This is a genomic window from Gimesia maris, from assembly GCF_008298035.1.
GTDB lineage: Bacteria > Planctomycetota > Planctomycetia > Planctomycetales > Planctomycetaceae > Gimesia > Gimesia maris.
The window spans coordinates 4,349,345-4,367,153 of the sequence record NZ_CP042910.1 but is presented as its reverse complement, the minus strand read 5'-3'; the positions used below and the strand labels follow the sequence as shown (position 1 = coordinate 4,367,153).

The 17,809-nt window shown below is 49.9% G+C and carries 13 protein-coding genes; 7 read left to right on the top strand and 6 right to left on the bottom strand.

The genetic code is table 11. The features are described from left to right. Window positions 1-8: 8 nt before the first annotated feature. From GmarT_RS15985 to GmarT_RS15975, 3 genes are read right to left on the bottom strand one after another with little or no spacing between them, the layout of a single operon-like run. Window positions 9-1,487 carry a Gfo/Idh/MocA family protein gene (locus GmarT_RS15985; RefSeq protein ID WP_002648019.1) on the bottom strand — a complete coding sequence of 493 codons (1,479 nt, stop codon included), beginning with the start codon at window positions 1,485-1,487 and terminating at the stop codon, window positions 9-11. 37 nt (window positions 1,488-1,524) lie between these two features. Beyond that, window positions 1,525-3,519, bottom strand: coding sequence for a sulfatase-like hydrolase/transferase (locus tag GmarT_RS15980; protein ID WP_002648020.1), 1,995 nt, complete (start codon window positions 3,517-3,519; stop codon window positions 1,525-1,527). A gap of 48 nt (window positions 3,520-3,567) precedes the next feature. Beyond that, on the bottom strand, window positions 3,568-4,749 hold the full coding sequence (locus GmarT_RS15975) for a sialidase family protein (RefSeq protein ID WP_002648021.1): 1,182 nt from the start codon (window positions 4,747-4,749) through the stop codon (window positions 3,568-3,570). 286 nt (window positions 4,750-5,035) lie between these two features. Between GmarT_RS15975 and GmarT_RS15970 the strand changes: the two genes are divergently transcribed. The 3 genes from GmarT_RS15970 to GmarT_RS15960 all read left to right on the top strand — a co-directional run bounded on the left by GmarT_RS15970 (window position 5,036) and on the right by GmarT_RS15960 (window position 7,611). Beyond that, on the top strand, window positions 5,036-5,314 hold the full coding sequence (locus tag GmarT_RS15970) for a GlsB/YeaQ/YmgE family stress response membrane protein (protein WP_002648022.1): 279 nt from the start codon (window positions 5,036-5,038) through the stop codon (window positions 5,312-5,314). A gap of 139 nt (window positions 5,315-5,453) precedes the next feature. Further along, window positions 5,454-7,244, top strand: coding sequence for an ATP-binding cassette domain-containing protein (locus GmarT_RS15965; RefSeq protein ID WP_002648023.1), 1,791 nt, complete (start codon window positions 5,454-5,456; stop codon window positions 7,242-7,244). A gap of 25 nt (window positions 7,245-7,269) precedes the next feature. Next, a complete protein-coding gene (locus GmarT_RS15960; RefSeq protein ID WP_002648024.1) occupies window positions 7,270-7,611 on the top strand; it encodes a translation initiation factor in 342 nt (113 codons plus the stop codon). A gap of 13 nt (window positions 7,612-7,624) precedes the next feature. On the opposite strand, the gene GmarT_RS15955 is transcribed toward GmarT_RS15960, so the two are convergent. Next, window positions 7,625-9,127, bottom strand: a complete 1,503-nt coding sequence (locus tag GmarT_RS15955) for a M81 family metallopeptidase (protein WP_002648025.1) — start codon at window positions 9,125-9,127, stop codon at window positions 7,625-7,627. A gap of 189 nt (window positions 9,128-9,316) precedes the next feature. Here GmarT_RS15955 and GmarT_RS15950 point away from each other — a divergent pair, with 189 nt between their 5' ends. Further along, window positions 9,317-10,489 (top strand): FAD-dependent oxidoreductase, encoded by a 1,173-nt coding sequence (locus tag GmarT_RS15950; protein ID WP_063825446.1) that lies wholly within the window; start codon window positions 9,317-9,319, stop codon window positions 10,487-10,489. Between the two features lie 21 nt (window positions 10,490-10,510). Here GmarT_RS15950 and GmarT_RS15945 read toward each other — a convergent pair whose 3' ends face one another. Then, window positions 10,511-11,248, bottom strand: a complete 738-nt coding sequence (locus GmarT_RS15945; RefSeq protein ID WP_044239276.1) for a magnesium transporter CorA family protein — start codon at window positions 11,246-11,248, stop codon at window positions 10,511-10,513. Between the two features lie 207 nt (window positions 11,249-11,455). On the opposite strand from GmarT_RS15945, the gene GmarT_RS15940 reads away from it, so the two are divergent. Both GmarT_RS15940 and GmarT_RS15935 read left to right on the top strand, forming a co-directional pair. Next, a complete protein-coding gene (locus tag GmarT_RS15940; protein ID WP_149302963.1) occupies window positions 11,456-12,733 on the top strand; it encodes an efflux RND transporter periplasmic adaptor subunit in 1,278 nt (425 codons plus the stop codon). Between the two features lie 73 nt (window positions 12,734-12,806). After that, window positions 12,807-15,962 carry an efflux RND transporter permease subunit gene (locus tag GmarT_RS15935; protein ID WP_002648029.1) on the top strand — a complete coding sequence of 1,052 codons (3,156 nt, stop codon included), beginning with the start codon at window positions 12,807-12,809 and terminating at the stop codon, window positions 15,960-15,962. A gap of 14 nt (window positions 15,963-15,976) precedes the next feature. Here GmarT_RS15935 and rlmB read toward each other — a convergent pair whose 3' ends face one another. Next, on the bottom strand, window positions 15,977-16,762 hold the full coding sequence (rlmB, locus tag GmarT_RS15930) for a 23S rRNA (guanosine(2251)-2'-O)-methyltransferase RlmB (RefSeq protein ID WP_002648030.1): 786 nt from the start codon (window positions 16,760-16,762) through the stop codon (window positions 15,977-15,979). Between the two features lie 210 nt (window positions 16,763-16,972). Between rlmB and map the strand changes: the two genes are divergently transcribed. Then, window positions 16,973-17,764, top strand: a complete 792-nt coding sequence (gene map / locus GmarT_RS15925; RefSeq protein ID WP_002648031.1) for a type I methionyl aminopeptidase — start codon at window positions 16,973-16,975, stop codon at window positions 17,762-17,764. Window positions 17,765-17,809 lie beyond the last annotated feature (45 nt).

The window sequence follows — 17,809 nt, the reverse complement described above, 5'->3', positions numbered from 1 at the left end:
GCTGATTATCAGGTGTTTTCAGGCGGTTTGCCATCAATCCAGGGGCCAGCCAGTTTTTGATATTTAGGAGGAATGAGAATGCTCCCCCTGTCACCTGCGTGCCAGCCTGCAACGTGTCGAGGCTTACTGCGTTCTTTCGACATGGTTTCCCAGTTGTCTGCCCAACTGGAGTCGCCATTGTTGATTTTGAGTGAATCACGTTCGACCTGAAAGACTTTCCCTTCACGGTAACTCTGTACGGCCAGAGTAACCATCATCACGGCTGCTGCACCCAGTTCTGGTGAGTTATTGACCATAGTTGGGTCACCAGCTTTAATGGCAGCCAGGAAGTTCTCAAAGTGCAGCAATGTCTGATCGGGGACCTGTTCTGAAATAACTTCTTCCCGTTTGAGCTGACTGTCCAGAGTGACCTGTTTTCGTTCGGGAATAAACTCATAAGCCTGCCGTTGTCCAAACACATTTTTGTCAAAGACAACGGTTCCGTGATGGCCGCGTATCAGATGTCGAATCGGAACTTCGCTGGAGACCATCGTGCTGCTGATCAGTCCCTGTACTCCTTCATGGAAGTCAGCAATGATGGAAGCCACATCTGTCACTTCTCGATCATCATACTCAAGGAAGATTCCGCCGCCTCCAACGACACGTCCCGGGTACATCAGTCCGGTGGCCTTCAACAGCGAGGTAATACGATGGACAAACAGGTCGGAAAGCATTCCGTAGCCGAACGGCCAGTAGCAGCGCCATTGTCCGTATGTAGCGCGGTCGAAAGGCAGGTCCGGAGCCAGACCTTCTTCGACACCCAGCCAGCGTTTCCAGTCGACAGTCTGGGGAGTCATTTCTTTGGTAATCACATTATGGCGAGACATCCCCCCCAGGGAATTGCGAAACCATTCCGCCTGAAACTGGACAATTTTTCCGAGTTTTCCTTCATCGACCAGGGCGCGGACTTCATTCCAGATGGGCATACTGGTGGCCTGCACGCCGACCTGCACGACCAGCCCGGATTGTTTCCAGGCAGCGACGACATCCATAGCTTCCGAGATGTGATGCGTCATCGGCTTTTCACAATAGACGTGTTTGCCGGCTTTTAATGCATACAGAACCTGTTTTGCATGCCAGTGGTCGGGAGTCGCAATACAGACGGCATCAATCTCTTTATCATTCAGCAGGTCACGGTAGTCTTTGTAGGTTTTTGGGGTGTGCCCTGTTTCTTTCTTGATATAGTTCACTGCCTGATCGCGGTGTACTGAATAGACGTCGTTAATTCCGGTGATATCGAGATTCGCCCCTTTTTCGTTGCGAAGTTTTACCAGAGTTTTGACGTGCGAACCGAATCCCCGGCGTCCCGGTCCAATAATACCGATACGGAGACGCTCATTTGACTGATGTGCTTGCGCGGGCGCGAGGGATGCAAACTGACTGGCGGCGATGGAGGCTGCCGCTGACTGTTTGAGAAAAGAACGACGGCTTTCAGGTTTCTCACTCATGATTTCCCCCCTCCCCCCTGAGAATTTCAAACGAGGCTTAAAATTCTTTGATGCGAATATTCTGATACTCCACGTGGCTGCCATGCCCGAGCAGTCCAATATGACCACGCTGATTTTTCAGTCCTGGATGTTTGGCAAGCACCTGTTCGTCTTTGATCTCAGACAAATCTGTCTGCAGCACAGGTATGTCATTTACGATGACGGTGATTTTTGATCCGCGACAGATGATTTCTTCGTGATTCCATTCGCCGACCGGTTTCAATGCGCCGCGTTTTGCCGGGATGACATCATAAACCGAACCGTGGTATTGAGTCGGTTTCAGTTTTTTCGGATAGCCTTTATTGTCGAGTACCTGGATCTCCATACCTTCATAGGCAGGTTTCTGGTCTACCAGTGGACAGCGGATCGCAATCCCATTGTTGGCAGCCTTGGTCAGCTTGAAATCAAACTTCAGACTGAAGTCGGAATATTCTTTTTCGGTAAACAGGAAGCCGCCTCCATCGGCAGGGCAGACCAGTTTTCCTGCTTCGACATGATATCCCTCTCGATTGGCACGTTTGAGTGTCCAGCCGGATAAGTCATGGCCATTGAACAGCGGCTTGTAATCAGCTGTCTGTTCAACAGACTCCGAGGTGCAGGAAATCGGCAGGGTGTACTGTTTGAGCCACAGGTCGTCAGTCTGTTTTAGCTGTTCCAGGAGTTTTTCAGAGAGTTCCTTCCGCAATTCCTGGTATTCCGGCTGGCAGGCCATGTTGATCACCTCATCCAGATCCTGTTTGAGATCGTATAGCTCGACTTCATCCCGAAACAGGAATTTGTGGACACTGCGCTGGCCAAGCACAGGTTCCTGAAGCCTCAGAGTTTCATTCCAGGTCGCCCGTGAGAGGGTGTCGATGGGTAACGGGTATTTCGAACGCCATTCCAGATTCCAGATCAGTTTATAATCGCGGGTGCGCAGGGTCCGCATGGGATAATACATGGTCACTTCATGAAATACATGACTCAGGCAAATCTCATCCCAGCCGGACGTATGTTGTTTGCCTGTCGTCGGCAGGATACTGCGACCATGTAGTTTGTACTTTGGTCCCCTGGTGTTCGTCCAGTCCAGTACAGTCGGAGTAATATCCAGCAGAGAAACCATCGCGTCGGAGACCACTCCCCGTTCTGATTCTAGCCGGCCGGGATCACGGACGATGAAGGGAATTCGCACGCCGGGATCATAATGATTTGCCATCGCGCCTGGTTCAGAGGAGCCATGATCGCTGGTGAAAATGACGAGTGTATTGTCTGCCTGGCCTGAAGCATCCAGCGCTTTCAACACGCGGCCGATGCCTTCATCGAGATAGCTGATCTGCTGATAATAACCGGCTAAACCTGCACGAACTTCAGGGCGATCGGGCAGGTACGAGGGGACCGGAATCTGCTGCGGATCATAGTTCAAAAGCGACATTCCGGATTCTTTAACCTTCACACCCCATTCCGGTTGAGTGCGCGAAGTGGGGTGCGGATCGTGATATCCCAACACCAGAAAAAAGGGTTTGTCACTTTCCTGGTTCATAAAATCAGTTGCCATGTCTGCCATCGCTTTGACCTGGTAGCCACTGACTTTGGGTTGAAAATCAATGGTAGTGTCTTCCGGGTAAAGGTGGTATTTCCCGATCATCCCCGTACGGTACTGGTTTTTAGCCAGTAGTGCAAAAACCGTTTCGACTTTCGGTTTCAGACGAAAGTTATGGTCCCCGTGAGGATGACCATACTGCCCGTTGGCGTGTACGTGCAGGCCGGTGTAGAAGACACCGCGCGAGGGACCGCAGGAAGCTGTGGTTGCGAATGCATTTTGATAACGGGTGCCTTCCCGCGCCAGCTGATCGATGTGGGGTGTTTTGATAACGGGATTTCCATAGCAGCCACAATCGTTCCAGTTCTGATTGTCAGAAAAGAGGATCAGTACATTTTTCTGTTCTGCCGCCTCGAGTGGTGTATTCAGAAGCAGGCTGAAACCGATGGCAAAATAACACAAAAAATACTGCATATTTCAGTTCCTCTGGTAAAATCAGCTCGCTTTGAAAAACAGGCGCTTTTATTTTGAGGTTCCCGTTGCCTGATTGACCAGCACACGCAGACGCGCTTTGTCGGAGACGGGCTTACCCGCCAGTACATCTTCTTCTGTAAAGGTCGCCATCAGGATTTTCTTATCTCGCGTCCGTGCGAAATCATAGATGATGTAAATCGTACCATCGTCGCTTTGAACTCCATCCGGGTAAGAGACACCGGATCGCTCATCCAGAAGTAAGCCTCCCTGCCAGGTTTTTCCGTCGTCTTGAGAGAGAAACGCGGTCAAGTCACGGCGGCTCTTTTTGTCTGCCGGGTTATGTCGGACCATCAACAGGTTGCCCGATTTCAGACGGCGAATGAAAAACCGGGCATTCACATGCGGAATGTCAGAAGCTTTGCCCTTCGACCAGGTCTTTCCCCCGTCAGCGGAAATGGACTCACCAATCCCATAGCGGGTTCTGACCAGAGTCCAGAGACTGTTGTCTTTTCGTTCCACAATCATATGCTCGTCGAATGTTCGTTCGGGTACATCCGTTTGTCCCAGCAATTGAAAGGTTTTACCCTGGTCTTTTGAAATGAAAATATTTCCGCCCCGTTCTTCGGGCAGATCAAAACGGTGCTCGATGGATTCTTTGGCGGGCTGCTTCCAGATTGCGACTGGTAACAGCCAGTCTCCGTTTGAAAGAACGGTGGGTTTATTCATCATGATGCCGTTACAGAGGCGGCGGGGTTCTGTCCATTTCGGGTTTTCCTGATCGGAATCGTCAGTTGTAACTGCCCAGACACCACTGCGACCATCCCACCAGCGATAGGATTGCGCCCAGAAAACCCACATGCGACCGCTGGGATCATGCCAGATCGCCGGGTCATAAGCGCGAACCGGACCGGGCGGATCAATGACGAGTTTGGGACCCGACCAGGTTTTGCCGTCATCACCACTGGTGACAAGTACAACATAGTTGAGTTCGCCTTCACCTGTTCCGCCGGCGTACCAGAGCGCCCACAGACGACCGTTGGCAGCACGGGACAAGCCGGGAATTCCCTGGAACATCCGGGTATCGTCCGCGTATTCTTTTCCGGGCGATGTGTTGATGGGAGGCGCAACAAGGGCCGGATCGGTCTGATCCGATTTTTCCTCAGCCTGAATGAATGCGGTGATCAGCAGCAGTGTGATCAGAAATGAAACAGGGCGAAGCAATGAACGCACGGTGAGTCCTCTCAGTTGCAGGATAAAGCAGGATAGTCACATTTATGAGTCTCTTTTGTCTGTCATCATGCTAACAGAATGTCATACCGGGAGCGAGTATTTCAGATCAACAAACAGAAATATGAAATGAATTGCCAATGCGTCTTCAAGTTGTGAATTCTGCTCTGAAATCTGCGTCTGGACAGGCTATTCATTCTGACCTAAAGTATGCTTACCAGAGGTCGTCATTTTCGCGGGATATTGAAATCAGTCATAATTTAGTAATCAGAAGCAGTTGAGGAACACCATGGACCTGACCGAATTGATCATTTTACTGGTAGTGGCGGGGCTATGCGGCAGTATTGCCAGAGGACTGGCGGGTAGTACACGTGGCGGTTGCCTGGTTTCGATCGCGCTCGGTTTTATCGGCGCATTGCTGGGGAGTAAATTAGCGATGCTGCTGGGCCTGCCTGAGATCTTTTCACTCAACCTGGGGGGCAGAAACTATCCGGTTGTCTGGTCTATTATTGGCGCGGCCTTGTTTTGTGCGATTCTGGGGCTGTTATCCGGGCGCCGCCGTCTGTGATCCCCAATGGCAGCACCTGATGCCCTCTCGCAGGTATTGCAGAATTCAGCTGAGTTGAACATACTATGCCGGTGTCCCCGAGATACCCGACTTTCCAAGTCGGGTTTTTTTGTATCAGTCTGATTGGAAGTATTGCTGTATGTCTCTGTTGAGTATGAATCAAGTCTCCTTTACGTGGAGTGGGCATCCACTGCTGGATGAAATCAGCCTGGAAATTTATGAAGGTGAGCGGATTGGTCTGCTCGGCCGAAATGGGGCGGGAAAATCCACACTCATGAAAATGATTGCGGGCGAACTGGATCCCGATGATGGACAAATTAAGCGGGATAAAGATGTAAGAATTGCCCGCTTGATTCAGGAGGTTCCCACAGGTTGTTCAGACCGGATTCATGATTTTGTGACCGAGGCTGCGACCCCGTTTTTTGAACATGAATGGGAAGCAGAACATGCCGTGGAGCGGATCCTCTCCCGGATGGAGCTCAATGGTGAAACCAGATTCGATGCACTTTCTTCCGGAATGAAACGCCGTGTGCTGCTGGCAGCATCAATTGTGCAGTCGCCTGACATTCTCCTGTTGGATGAACCGACCAACCATCTTGATATTCCGGCGATCAAGTGGCTGGAACAGTTTCTGCAGTCCTATAATGGAACACTGTTGTTCGTGACACACGACCGGGTATTCCTGCAGGCGCTGGCAACGCGAATCATCGAAATTGATCGCGGGAAAATCTATGACTGGACCTGTGATTACGACACCTTCCTCAAACGTAAAGAGGCATTTCTGGACGCAGAAGAAAAACAGAATGCGCTGTTTGACAAAAAACTGGCTGAAGAGGAAGTCTGGATCCGACAGGGGATCAAAGCACGTCGTACGCGAAATGAAGGGCGTGTCCGGGCATTAAAAAAAATGCGAGAAGAACGCCGACAGCGACAAAGTCGAGTCGGAAATGTCAACATGCAGGTTGCAACCGCCGATCGCTCCGGCCAACTGGTGATCGAGGCAAAGAATGTGACATTCTCGTATGGCGATGAACCGGTGATACAAAATCTGTCTACCCTGATCTCACGCGGCGACAAGATCGGAATCATCGGTCGTAATGGTGCCGGTAAAACGACCCTGCTGAAACTGCTGCTGGGAGAACTGAAGCCGGATACGGGGAGCATTCGACAAGGAACCAATCTGGAGATTCTCTACTTCGATCAGTTACGCGAGCAGATCGAAGAAGAAAAAACAGTGATCGAAAATGTCGGCGAAGGGCAGCAGACGCTTACGATCAACGGGCAGCCCAGGAATATTTATGGTTACCTGCAGGACTTTCTGTTTTCACCCGAACGGGCGCGTCGACCGGCCCGCTATCTTTCGGGAGGAGAACGAAATCGCCTGTTACTGGCGAAGTTGTTCACAAAGCCGACCAATCTGATGGTTCTGGACGAACCAACGAACGACCTGGATGCAGAGACACTGGAACTTCTGGAAGAGCTCATCTGCAATCATCCGGGGACATTGCTACTGGTGAGCCACGACCGTGCCTTTTTGAACAATGTGGTTACCGCGACGCTGGTATTTGAAGAGGGGGGAGAAGTCAAGGAATATGTGGGCGGTTACGATGACTATTTGCTGCAGTCTCAGAAAGATGAGCAAGCGGCAAATGAAAAAAAGGAATCACAGGTCAAAGCAGAGCCCCAGATAGAGAAGCCCAAAGTAGTCAAGCTGAGTTTCAAAGAAGAACGGGAACTGAAAGAGATTCCGCAAAATATTGAGCAACTGGAACAGGAGCAGGTCGAGCTTCAGGAGAAGATGGCTTCTCCGGAGTTCTTCAAACAGTCGGCCGAAGTAATTGCTGATGCAACTTCACGTTTGTCAGCGATTCAACAGGATCTGGAGCACCTGCTGGAACGCTGGGAAGAACTGGAATCGCGGGTTTCATAAGTAGATTCTGTTTGAAAGGATACTCATGCGCTTATTTGAAGGAACTCCCTTTGACCGGCCGCCCCGTTGTGAAAAATGTGAGCAACTGGAAGAAGAATGTACCTGTCCTCCCGAGCCTGCGTTTCGCATTCCTCCGGAACAACAGACCGCAAAGCTGTCGACGGAAAAACGCAAAAAAGGCAAACGCGTTACCGTCGTCCGCGGTCTGCCCGCAGAGGGGAATGATCTGCCTGAACTGCTAAAACAACTGAAAGACCGGTGTGGTGCCGGCGGCGCCCTGAAAGAAGATGAACTCGAAATTCAAGGCGACCAGTTGGTCCGTGTGCGTGAAGCACTGCAGCAACTCGGGTTTAAGGTCAAAGGATGAAAGGCGATCGAGTTTACACTTCCGGTGCGCTGTCGTAAGGGATGTCGACCGGATAAAAGTCCCGCTCTCTTCGCTGGTGGTCGAGCTTTGCGAAATCGTGTGTGTGGATGGCTTTCGCTTCCACGTTGAAAATGGAACCGGCAAACGGTTCAAAACTGGCTCGGAAATGAGCCGACGATTTCACGGAAATGTATTTCATCGATTCACAGTCAATTCCCAGTGTTTTGGAGAAGGCAGGGCCGAAAGGTTGTTCCCGGGCTGTCACGACGACCACCGAAACGCCTTCCTGCTGAATCCAGGCCGAAGGTCCCATATTTCCAGTCAAACCTGCATACATGGGACCATCGTATTTAAATTTACCTTCCGAGAGTGCTTTAACTTCCGCTTTCATTTTCACTGGGAGACCCTGGATCGGGTCTGATTTGCCGCCGACCTCGGTTTCAATTTCCCCACCCACACCGGCTTTGTGGGCCAGCGCGACAACATCAGGATCGACGATATACAGGATTAACGCTTTGTCGAGTTTCTGATCCAGAAAAGTCTGCAAGATCTCGGTAGAGTCGCCGGCTGTTCCGCCACCCGTATTGTCGGCGTGATCAGCCAGGATGATCGGGTATTTGCCGATCTCCTCTCCCTGTTTGATTGCTTCTTTGACTGAGAACGGCAGTTTGTACCAGCGACGACGGCGTTCCCAGATCCAGTCAAAAAATTCTTCAGCCGTTTTGTCTGCAAGTTCCTGATCATTGTCCGCGACGACAATCACTGATGGACCTACATCGGGAACATCAGCCCACGGGAAACCGGTTGAAACCGTCACACCCAGAATACCGGGGCGCGTTTCGATTTCGTGTGCATAGTCCATGACTTCTTTCATAGGCATATGCGCGGTCACCTGGCAGGCGGTGCTCCAGAACAGGGGGATCTGCCGGAGTGTCATGACCGGTTTCACTTCACCATTGATGATTTTTACAATCAGATCAGCGGCTTCCTGCCCTCGTTCATTCATGTCGATATGCGGATAGGTGTCGTAGCCTAAAATCGCGGTGGCCTGCTCAACGCGGAGCTGAGAATGATTGCCATGCATATCGGGGGTGACCAGGATCGGTCGGTCCGGGCCGATGTATTCCCTGACTTTGGAAATGAAGTGTCCGTCGCCATCTTCAATGCCGTCAATGACCATCGCACCATGCAGATCAAGCAGAACGCCATCGACGGGACCGTTGTTTATTTCCTCTGTTTTCAGACGCTCCAGAAATTCTGCCAGTAGATCGTCATAGGTTTTTCGTTCGATCAGGCCACTGGGAAAAGCAAAAGTCCAGAGCAGAGGGATCAATTCAAAACCATGTTTTTTTGCACCATCAATGAAGCCGCCTATACAGACATTTGCTCCCGGAAAGGTTTCCATGATTTCCTGGCCACGAAATAACCCCCGATCATTGATGAAATCGTCAAGTGTGGTGGGAAGGGAGGAATACGTACTGGTTTCATGCAGTACACCGCCGGTGGCAATTCTCATGGTTGCAGCTCCTGGAAAGTCAGTTCTTGGATGAGCACAGCTTCAGTAAAGATAAATTATCGGCAGTAGAATAGAAAGCGTCACCTGCCTGTTAAAGTTCGGCTTCTCAGAAAGTCCGAGATTCGCTATGTAGAACATTCCCTACTGCCAGTCTGTCACGAAACCAGTCAATTCAATGTAGAAAAAATAATGAAAATAGCGATTACCGGAGGTGGCATAGCGGGAATGGCTGCAGGATTTCTGCTTGCACAGGCAGGGCATGCAGTGACCATCTTCGAGCAGGCTGAAAAATGCAGACCAGTTGGGGCAGGGATTCTGATTCAACCCATTGGTCAGACAGTCCTCAAACATCTGGGGATTTATGATCAGATCGAACAGCAGTCTGCACGTCTGGATTATATCGAAGCCATCAAACATACAGGCAGCAGACTGGTTTTTCTGGAGTACCATCGCCTGCGAAGTCAACTGTTTGGCCTGGGCGTTCACCGCGGACTGCTGTTCAGCGCGCTCTTGGAATTGAGCAGAAACGCTGGTGTCGAAATCAGAGAGAATTCACGAATCTCCGGTTACAGGTACCTTTCTGATGGTGTCGTCCTGGAAATGGGGACAGAAGAACGAAGTGAGAGTTACGATTGTATTGTGGCGACAGACGGTGCTCGCTCGATATTACGCAGTGTTTCTGGGATAGATCATCGATGTGTTGATTACGAATACGGTGCACTATGGAAAACAGGTTCCTGTACTGCGGTCACGGACAGGCTGTTACAAATCGTTGAAGGAACCAGGAAACTGATGGGGCTGCTGCCGATTGGAAATGACCAGTGTAGTTTTTTCTGGGGTTTGACGGCTGATCAGTTCGCGCAGTATCAGCGTCAGGGAATCGAAGTCTGGAAACAGGATGTCAGGCAACTCTGTCCCCCGGCAGAAGAAATGCTGTCTCAGATTGATGACTTTACAGACTTGACATTTACCACGTATCGCGATGTTTCCATGAAATCCTGCCGGGCAGATCGAATTGTCTTTCTTGGTGATGCAGCCCATCCCACGAGCCCACATCTGGGGCAGGGAGCCAACCTGGCTCTCGAAGATGTCTGGGAGTTTTCAGAATGCCTGAAAGGTTCGCCAGATTTTGCAACGGCGTGCCGTCAGTATGAATCTCAACGCAGGAGTAAAATTCAATATTATCAACGGGTCACGCGCTGGCTGACTCCCTTCTTTCAATCGGATAGCTGGTTGAAAGGCAGGGGACGGGATCTGTTTCTGCCTCTGATGTGTCAGACTCCCGTTCTAAGGGAACAGATGTTGAAAACATTATGTGGCTTCAAAGCCGGCTGGACCCGCAGTAGAATCGAATTACCATAAGCCACTTGACCATGAGGCAGATTATTTGGGACCTCGTTTGAGAAAAATATGAATGACGAATCCTAAAGCCAGACCGGTGGCGACCATAATCCAGAAGGGCCAGGGGGTCTGATATTTTTCATAACCATGCTGGAAGTTTGAACCAAATATGGCACTCAGCGTGGCTATGGGAAAGAAATAGGCTATCAACAGATTCAGGCGATGGGATGACAATTCAATGCGGGCGGAAACTTTGGCCTGATCTTCTGCCTGCTTGGCGACTACATAGTCCAGGGCATTTTTCGCATCTTCGATCAGCAGTTCCGCAGTACGTTCAAGGCGGTATGAGCTGTCACGATAATCAATGATCAGCTTGTCTTTCGGGATGGCCTCCCGCGCAATCTGCAGAGACTGAGTCATATGGCACAGCGCTCGATATACGGGCCCCAGATGATTCAACACTTCCAGGTATTCCAGCGAATTGACTGCCTCATCTACCTTATCGTCAAACTCTTCCAGCAACTGCTGAAATTCCTCCAGATGCTGGTTGAGTGCATCCGGGCCACCTTTAAATTCCGATGCATGCCAGGTGCCATCAGGTTCGCGCCAGAAAAATCGTCCTTTCCGGTTCATGTCGTCCGGATGGGGTGGGGCATGTAAAATGATCAGTGCATGCCCTTCTGCAATCATGGTACGTTGACGACCAACCTGTTTTCCCATGCGGTCTCTAAATTCTGCTGGTACATTCCAGGTGGACGGCAATAGTGAAGATTCATGCATCTTTACGATCCAGTCTCTTTTTCGGGGAAATGACAATTGCAATTCAGGTGTTTTTATTAGTAGTATGCCTGTTAATCCAGTCCTTGTGAATTGGTAGCTGCTAAGATTCGTCGATTCTTCAAGACATGCAGGTCTTGTTCGAGATTTAAAGGGAGAACTGTGAACCTATTGCCCACTCGCTTGTTTGATCTGAGAATTCCCTGTTGTTTGTTTCCCCTGATTCTTTTGTTTGGATGTAATTCTACGCCTCCACCTCCCCAGATGAAGCCCCCGGCGGTGACGGTGGCGGAACCTGTGCAGAAGACTGTGATTTTTAATCAGGACTTCACGGGAACGCTGGCGTCCATCGCATCAGTTGATATTCGGGCACGCGCCGATGGAATTCTGGAAAAAGTTCTGTTCACTCCTTCCGAGGAAGTGAAGGAAGGTCAGTTACTGTTTGAAATACAACGCAATCAATATCAGGCAACACTGGATAAAGCCCAGGCAGCGCTGGAAGCAGCCAATGCTCAATTAATCGACGCTACGGCAACTCTGGAACGTAATTTGATATTGTTAAAAAAACAGGCTGTTACTCCCCAGGATGTCGATGATGCGAGAGCGGACAAGGAACGGGCGCAGGCGGCAGTGGATGGTGCCAAAGCAGATATCGAACAGGCAAAAATCAACCTGGGATATACCAGCATCAGCGCACCGATCAGTGGTTCCGTCAGTCGCAACCTGGTCGATGCCGGTAACCTGGTAGGGTCTGGAGAGAATACACTTCTGACAACGATTGTAACTATGGATCCGATTTATGTGTATTTCGATGTGAGCGAACGAATTCTGCTGAATGCTTTAAAAAACGGCCGAGACCCCGGCGGGCCGAATCCCATTAAGGTTTACGTCGGTTTGTCTAATGAAGAGGGCTACCCACACGAAGGAATCGTTGATTTCTGGGACAACAAGGTCGATCCCGGAACAGGGACGATTCAATTACGGGCAAAGCTCCCGAATCCTGAAGTCCCAGGACCTGTTGCACAGGATTCTGATCAAACGAAAGCTGCCGGGCAGCAGAATAAGGAGACTGTCCCGGGGAATGATTCTGAAAAAAACAAAGACGAAAATCTACGCAGGTTACTTTATCCCGGTGTCTACGTTCGTGTGCGTGTTCCTGGAAATCCCATCCCGGGAGCAGTTCTGGTCCATGACGTAGCGATCGGTACCGATCTGGCAGGTAAATATTTGCTGGTTGTTGGTGAGAAAAACATGGTCGAGAAACGGCCCGTTGAAATCGGTCAGATGGAAGATAACATGCGGGTGATTCTGAAAGGAATCGAGCCGGGTGAGAAGTATATCTATGAAGGCCTGCAACGTGCACGACCAGGTCGTCCCGTTACGATTACCAACAATTCTGCGGCTTCCGAATCAGCTCAACAGAAGCCCGTAAAAACAGACGCGAAAGCCGGCGATACTCAGCCTGACCCGAAATCCAGCTCCAGATAAAGAATTTGCAGTACGCGAAGTGATTTTATCTGGGTTGTATTTCTGATCTCTAAAAATAACGAAACGGACGACGATGTTTTCCCGGTTTTTTATCTATCATCCGATTTTTGCCAGCGTGGTTTCGATTGTCATTGCCATTGTTGGGGCACTTGCATTGCCTCTGCTGCCGGTGGAATTATTTCCTGATATTACCCCGCCGACTGTCGCGGTGACGGCCACTTATCGGGGGGCTGATGCGGAAGTAGTCGCAGACACAGTCGCGACTCCCATTGAAGAGCAGGTCAACGGGGTGGAGAACATGTTATACATGTCTTCCAGCAGTACCAGTGACGGAAATATGACCTTAACCGTGACGTTCGATGTGGGGACCGATCTGGATATGGCCAACGTACTGGTTCAGAACCGGGTGGCGATTGCCAATCCATCCCTGCCTGAAGATGTAAAACGCGAGGGAGTTACCACTCAGAAAAAGTCCACGAACATGACACTGGTGGTCGCGTTGAATTCACCTGATGAAACGTTCGATGGACTCTATTTGAGCAATTACGCGACGATCAATATTAATGATGAATTAGCGCGTATCAGCGGGGTCAGTGACGTAAACGTCGTGAATGCTCTTGATTTCGGGATGCGAATCTGGATGGATCCCAACCAGATGGATACGCGGAATATCACGACGACCGACGTGGTTGACGCCTTGCGTCAACAGAACGTTCAGGTGGCCGCTGGTCAAATCGGGCAGGAACCCAGTCCCAAAGATCAGGACTTTCAGCTGACAGTGACAACATTAGGCCGTCTGTCCAGTGCAGATGAATTTGAAGATATCATTGTCAAGACTGGCCAGGAAGGACAGATCACGCGCATCAAAGATATCGGCCGCGTGGAACTCGGTGCACAGAGTTATTCCGGTTACTCTCAACTGGATGGTAAACCTGCGGCGCTGATCGCTATCTACCAGCTACCCGGTGCCAATGCACTGGATGTCGCAGAACAGTCCCGGAAAGTCCTCGAACGTCTTTCCAAAGATTTCCCCAAGGGACTGGAATATTCAGTTCCTTACGACTCGACTGAATTTGTGACAGCATCGATTGATGAAGTGGTAAAAACACTCATTGTGGCGCTGGTGCTGGTATTTATCGTGATCTTTGTCTTTCTACAGGATTTCAGAGCCACATTGATCCCCGCGGTTACGATTCCAGTGTCATTGCTGGGGACCATGGCGGTGATGCTGGCGATGGGATATACGATCAATACGCTTTCACTGTTTGGTATCGTGCTGGTGATCGGGATCGTGGTGGATGATGCGATCGTGGTTGTCGAAAACGTGACGCGTATCCTGGATACCGAAAAGTGCTCACCGAAAAAAGCAACAGAAATTGCGATGATGGAAATTACCGGGCCGGTGATCGCGACGACACTGGTGCTGCTGGCGGTATTCGTGCCGACCATGGTCCTGCCGGGAATTACCGGTCGCCTGTATCGGCAGTTTGCTCTAACGATTTCGATTGCCACCCTGTTTTCTTCAGTTTGTGCACTCACCCTGAGCCCGGCAATGTGTGGATTCATGTTACGAGAGACCCAGGAACGTCGGGGGTTTTTCTTCCGAGGATTTAACTGGTGCTTTGATCGTTCGCAGAATTTCTACATGAGATTTGTGAAATCCTTTGTGCGACACGCATTTATCATGATCATTCCACTGGTAGCAATCTTTGCTGCTACCGGGGTGGGGTTTGTATCCGTGCCCGGAGGCTTCCTGCCGAATGAGGATCAGGGCTATATCTTCATTAATACACAGTTGCCGGATGGAGCGTCTCTGAATCGAACACGGGAAGTGCAAAATCGAATTAATAAAATATCGGCTGATCTGCCATCAGCGACGCATGTGATCACGATGGGCGGGTTTTCGATTCTGAATAATTCGAATGCATCCAATTACTCAACGACAATCATCGCTTTGGAAGACTGGAGTAAACGCCAGGCTCCCGATCTGCATGTGTTCGCTCTGGTCAAAAAGCTGCACGTGGAACTGGCTCAAATAAAGGAATCCATTTCCTTCCCGTTTATTCCGCCTGCCATTCAGGGGCTGGGGAATGCAGGAGGCTTCCAGATACAGATTCAGGATAAGAATTCCGCTGGAATGGATGTTTTACAGATGTCCGTTACCGATTTGATGGATCGTGGCAATGCGGATCCCGTCGTGACAGGTCTCAATACCAATTTCAGTGCGACCGTCCCCCAGATCTATCTGGATATTGACCGGGAAAAAGCGATCAAAATGGGAGTACCGCTGGATGCTGTTTTTAATACGCTTCAGGCTGATCTGGGATCGACCTATGTAAACGATTTCAACATCTTCAATCGTGTCTTCAAAGTCATGGTTCAGGCAGATGAAAATTATCGCAGTAAGGTCTCAGACATAGGCCAGTTAAAAGTCAGGGATAAAAGAGGCACGATGGTGCCTCTCAATACGCTGGTCAAAGTTGATGATTCCGCAGGACCACAGGAAGTCGATCATTACAATCTGTACCCAACGGCCTCCATCACTGGTAATCCTGCACCTGGATACAGCTCTGGTCAGGCCATTACCCGGATGGAGCAACTGTGTGACGAGATTCTGCCTGAGGGATTTGGATATGAATGGACAGGCATCGCCTACCAGCAGATTGAAGCAGGTAACATGGCGCCATTCATCTTCGCGATGGCGATTGTATTTGTGTATCTGTTTTTATGTGCCCAGTATGAAAGCTGGACGATTCCGCTTTCGGTAATTCTCTCCGTACCACTGGGGATCTTTGGTGCGATCTTCGCCACGATGTTGCGCGGGTTGGATAATAATATCTACACCCAGGTGGGCTTTGTGTTATTGATCGCACTGGCGAGTAAAAATGCGATTCTGATTGTGGAATTTGCCAAACTGCAGCGTGAGGCTGGGAAATCCATTCCCGATGCAGCAATTGAAGCCTGTCACCTGCGATTCCGTCCGATTCTGATGACTGCTTTCAGTGCGATTTTGGGTGCCATCCCACTGGCGATTGCCTCGGGCGCCGGTGCCGCCAGTCGACAGGCACTGGGAACCGCTGTGGTGGCTGGTCTAACTGCGGCCACACTGTTTGGAGTGTTTATGGTCCCCGTCATGTATGTCATCATTCAGAAAATGAGTGAGTGGTTCATGGGGCCACAAAACATTCCTGCCGAAGAAGGAACTGCGGAAGTACCACCAGCGGGTTAAACTTTGAGTTGCACTCAACTGAAATTGCGCTGACGACTTGCTTCGTACAGCAAAATACTGGCAGAAACCGCGACATTCAGGGATTCCGTCTTACCCTGTTGCGGGATACGAACCAGGTGCGTACACTCCGCCTGTAGCTCGGGACTGATTCCGGTTCCTTCGTTACCTACAATGACTGCCGTCGGCTGCTGAAAATTATAATCGTTTAACTTCTCTGAAGCCTGCATGGCGGTTCCCACAATGTTGATCCCGTTTTGCTTCCAGTCACGGCAGAGGGAAACCAGGTCCGTTGCCTGTACCAGTGGAACATGATTCACTGCACCCGCCGATGTGCGACAGACCAGGCTGGTGACTTCACATTGCTCATGCGTTCCTGAAAAAATTCCGTCCGCACCCATGATCTCGGCAGAGCGGATGATTGCTCCGAAATTGAACGGATCCTGAATTCGATCCAGGATCAGAAAGAGGGGGGAAGTGATTTCCTGTTGATTGAATAATTCAATCGATGTATAAGGAAACGGTGCCATTTTAGCGATCATTCCCTGGTGATCACTGGCACGACATTTTTGTGTGAGTTCTTTATCAGTTGAAATGAAAACAGGAATGGTTGATCGTGCAGCCTGTTGTTCCAACTGCTCGATTTCTTCTGATTTTAAATGATCAGACAGGTGCAGTTCATACATCGGCCAGAAACCAGCGAACAAGGTTTCCCGCACGGCGTTGCGACCCCAGATCCAGCACTTCTGATGATTTCCCAGCAGTGGCTTGTTTTTCTTTAACTTAGAGGGCTTTCCAACCATAGGAATTCTTTTTCAATTTGTTTATTCTATGAATCACCGTGAACCTGATTATCCCGGCGTGAGTTGCCGATAGAGTCAATTTAGTATTGAATTGAACATATTAAAATGACGATGGCCCTTACAATTCCAATGAATGTTTGAAAACTCTCGCTAAAATCTGTACTAATTACCGATCATTTATTACTGACATCTGACATAGAGGCGGTTATTTTGTCCGGAAACCCAATCATCTATAAATCATACGAATGGGAACGATTAAGAATCGCATCCCGGTTTAATGCCAGTCTGATGGATCATCTGCGTCCTTATGTCAAACCTGGTATCACCACGGATGAGATCAATACAATCGTGCATGAGTACACTGTATCTCATGGTCACACACCGGCTACACTGGGTTATATGGGCTTCCCGAAGAGCTGCTGTATCAGTATCAATGAAGTGGTCTGCCATGGCATTCCCGATGATACGGTTCTTAAAGAAGGTGATATTGTCAATGTCGATATTACCAGCATCGTCGATGGCTGGTATGGCGATCAGTCGGAAACGTTTCTGGTAGGAAACGTTTCTGATGAAGCACGTAAACTGGTGCAGGTTACCTTTGATTCACTGTTTCTGGCGATCAATACAATCCAACCCGAATCCAGTGTGATTGAAATTGGTGAAGCCATCTACAATTATGCCACTGAACTGGGTTACGGAGTCGTCCGCCAATACCAGGGACATGGCATTGGACGTGAATTCCATACTGACCCGGGAATTCCCCATTATCCGGTCTCAGGTTCTGAACGTGATCTGCTACTGCCGGGAATGTGTTTTACCATCGAGCCGATGCTAAATGCCGGCACCTGGAAAACAGTTGAAGATCGCAATGATGGCTGGACTGTACGCACAAAAGACGACAAACTTTCTGCGCAGTTTGAACATACGATTCTGATGACCGAACAGGGACCGGAAATCTTAACGCTGACCCAGAACGGTCCTCAACCAGGTCATCAGTTTTAAGCGACGGTCCTCAGCCACGCAGCATCAGAATATTGGATTGATGTT

Excerpts from the sequence above, each read along its gene's own strand:
- GmarT_RS15985 (WP_002648019.1), bottom strand. The coding sequence starts at position 1,487 with ATGAGTGAGAAACCTGAAAGCCGTCGTTCTTTTCTCAAACAGTCAGCG.
- GmarT_RS15980 (WP_002648020.1), bottom strand. The coding sequence starts at position 3,519 with ATGCAGTATTTTTTGTGTTATTTTGCCATCGGTTTCAGCCTGCTTCTG.
- GmarT_RS15970 (WP_002648022.1), top strand. The coding sequence starts at position 5,036 with ATGGACCTGACCGAATTGATCATTTTACTGGTAGTGGCGGGGCTATGC.
- GmarT_RS15965 (WP_002648023.1), top strand. The coding sequence starts at position 5,454 with ATGTCTCTGTTGAGTATGAATCAAGTCTCCTTTACGTGGAGTGGGCAT.
- GmarT_RS15960 (WP_002648024.1), top strand. The coding sequence starts at position 7,270 with ATGCGCTTATTTGAAGGAACTCCCTTTGACCGGCCGCCCCGTTGTGAA.
- GmarT_RS15955 (WP_002648025.1), bottom strand. The coding sequence starts at position 9,127 with ATGAGAATTGCCACCGGCGGTGTACTGCATGAAACCAGTACGTATTCC.
- GmarT_RS15950 (WP_063825446.1), top strand. The coding sequence starts at position 9,317 with ATGAAAATAGCGATTACCGGAGGTGGCATAGCGGGAATGGCTGCAGGA.
- GmarT_RS15945 (WP_044239276.1), bottom strand. The coding sequence starts at position 11,248 with ATGCATGAATCTTCACTATTGCCGTCCACCTGGAATGTACCAGCAGAA.
- GmarT_RS15935 (WP_002648029.1), top strand. The coding sequence starts at position 12,807 with ATGTTTTCCCGGTTTTTTATCTATCATCCGATTTTTGCCAGCGTGGTT.
- rlmB (WP_002648030.1), bottom strand. The coding sequence starts at position 16,762 with ATGGTTGGAAAGCCCTCTAAGTTAAAGAAAAACAAGCCACTGCTGGGA.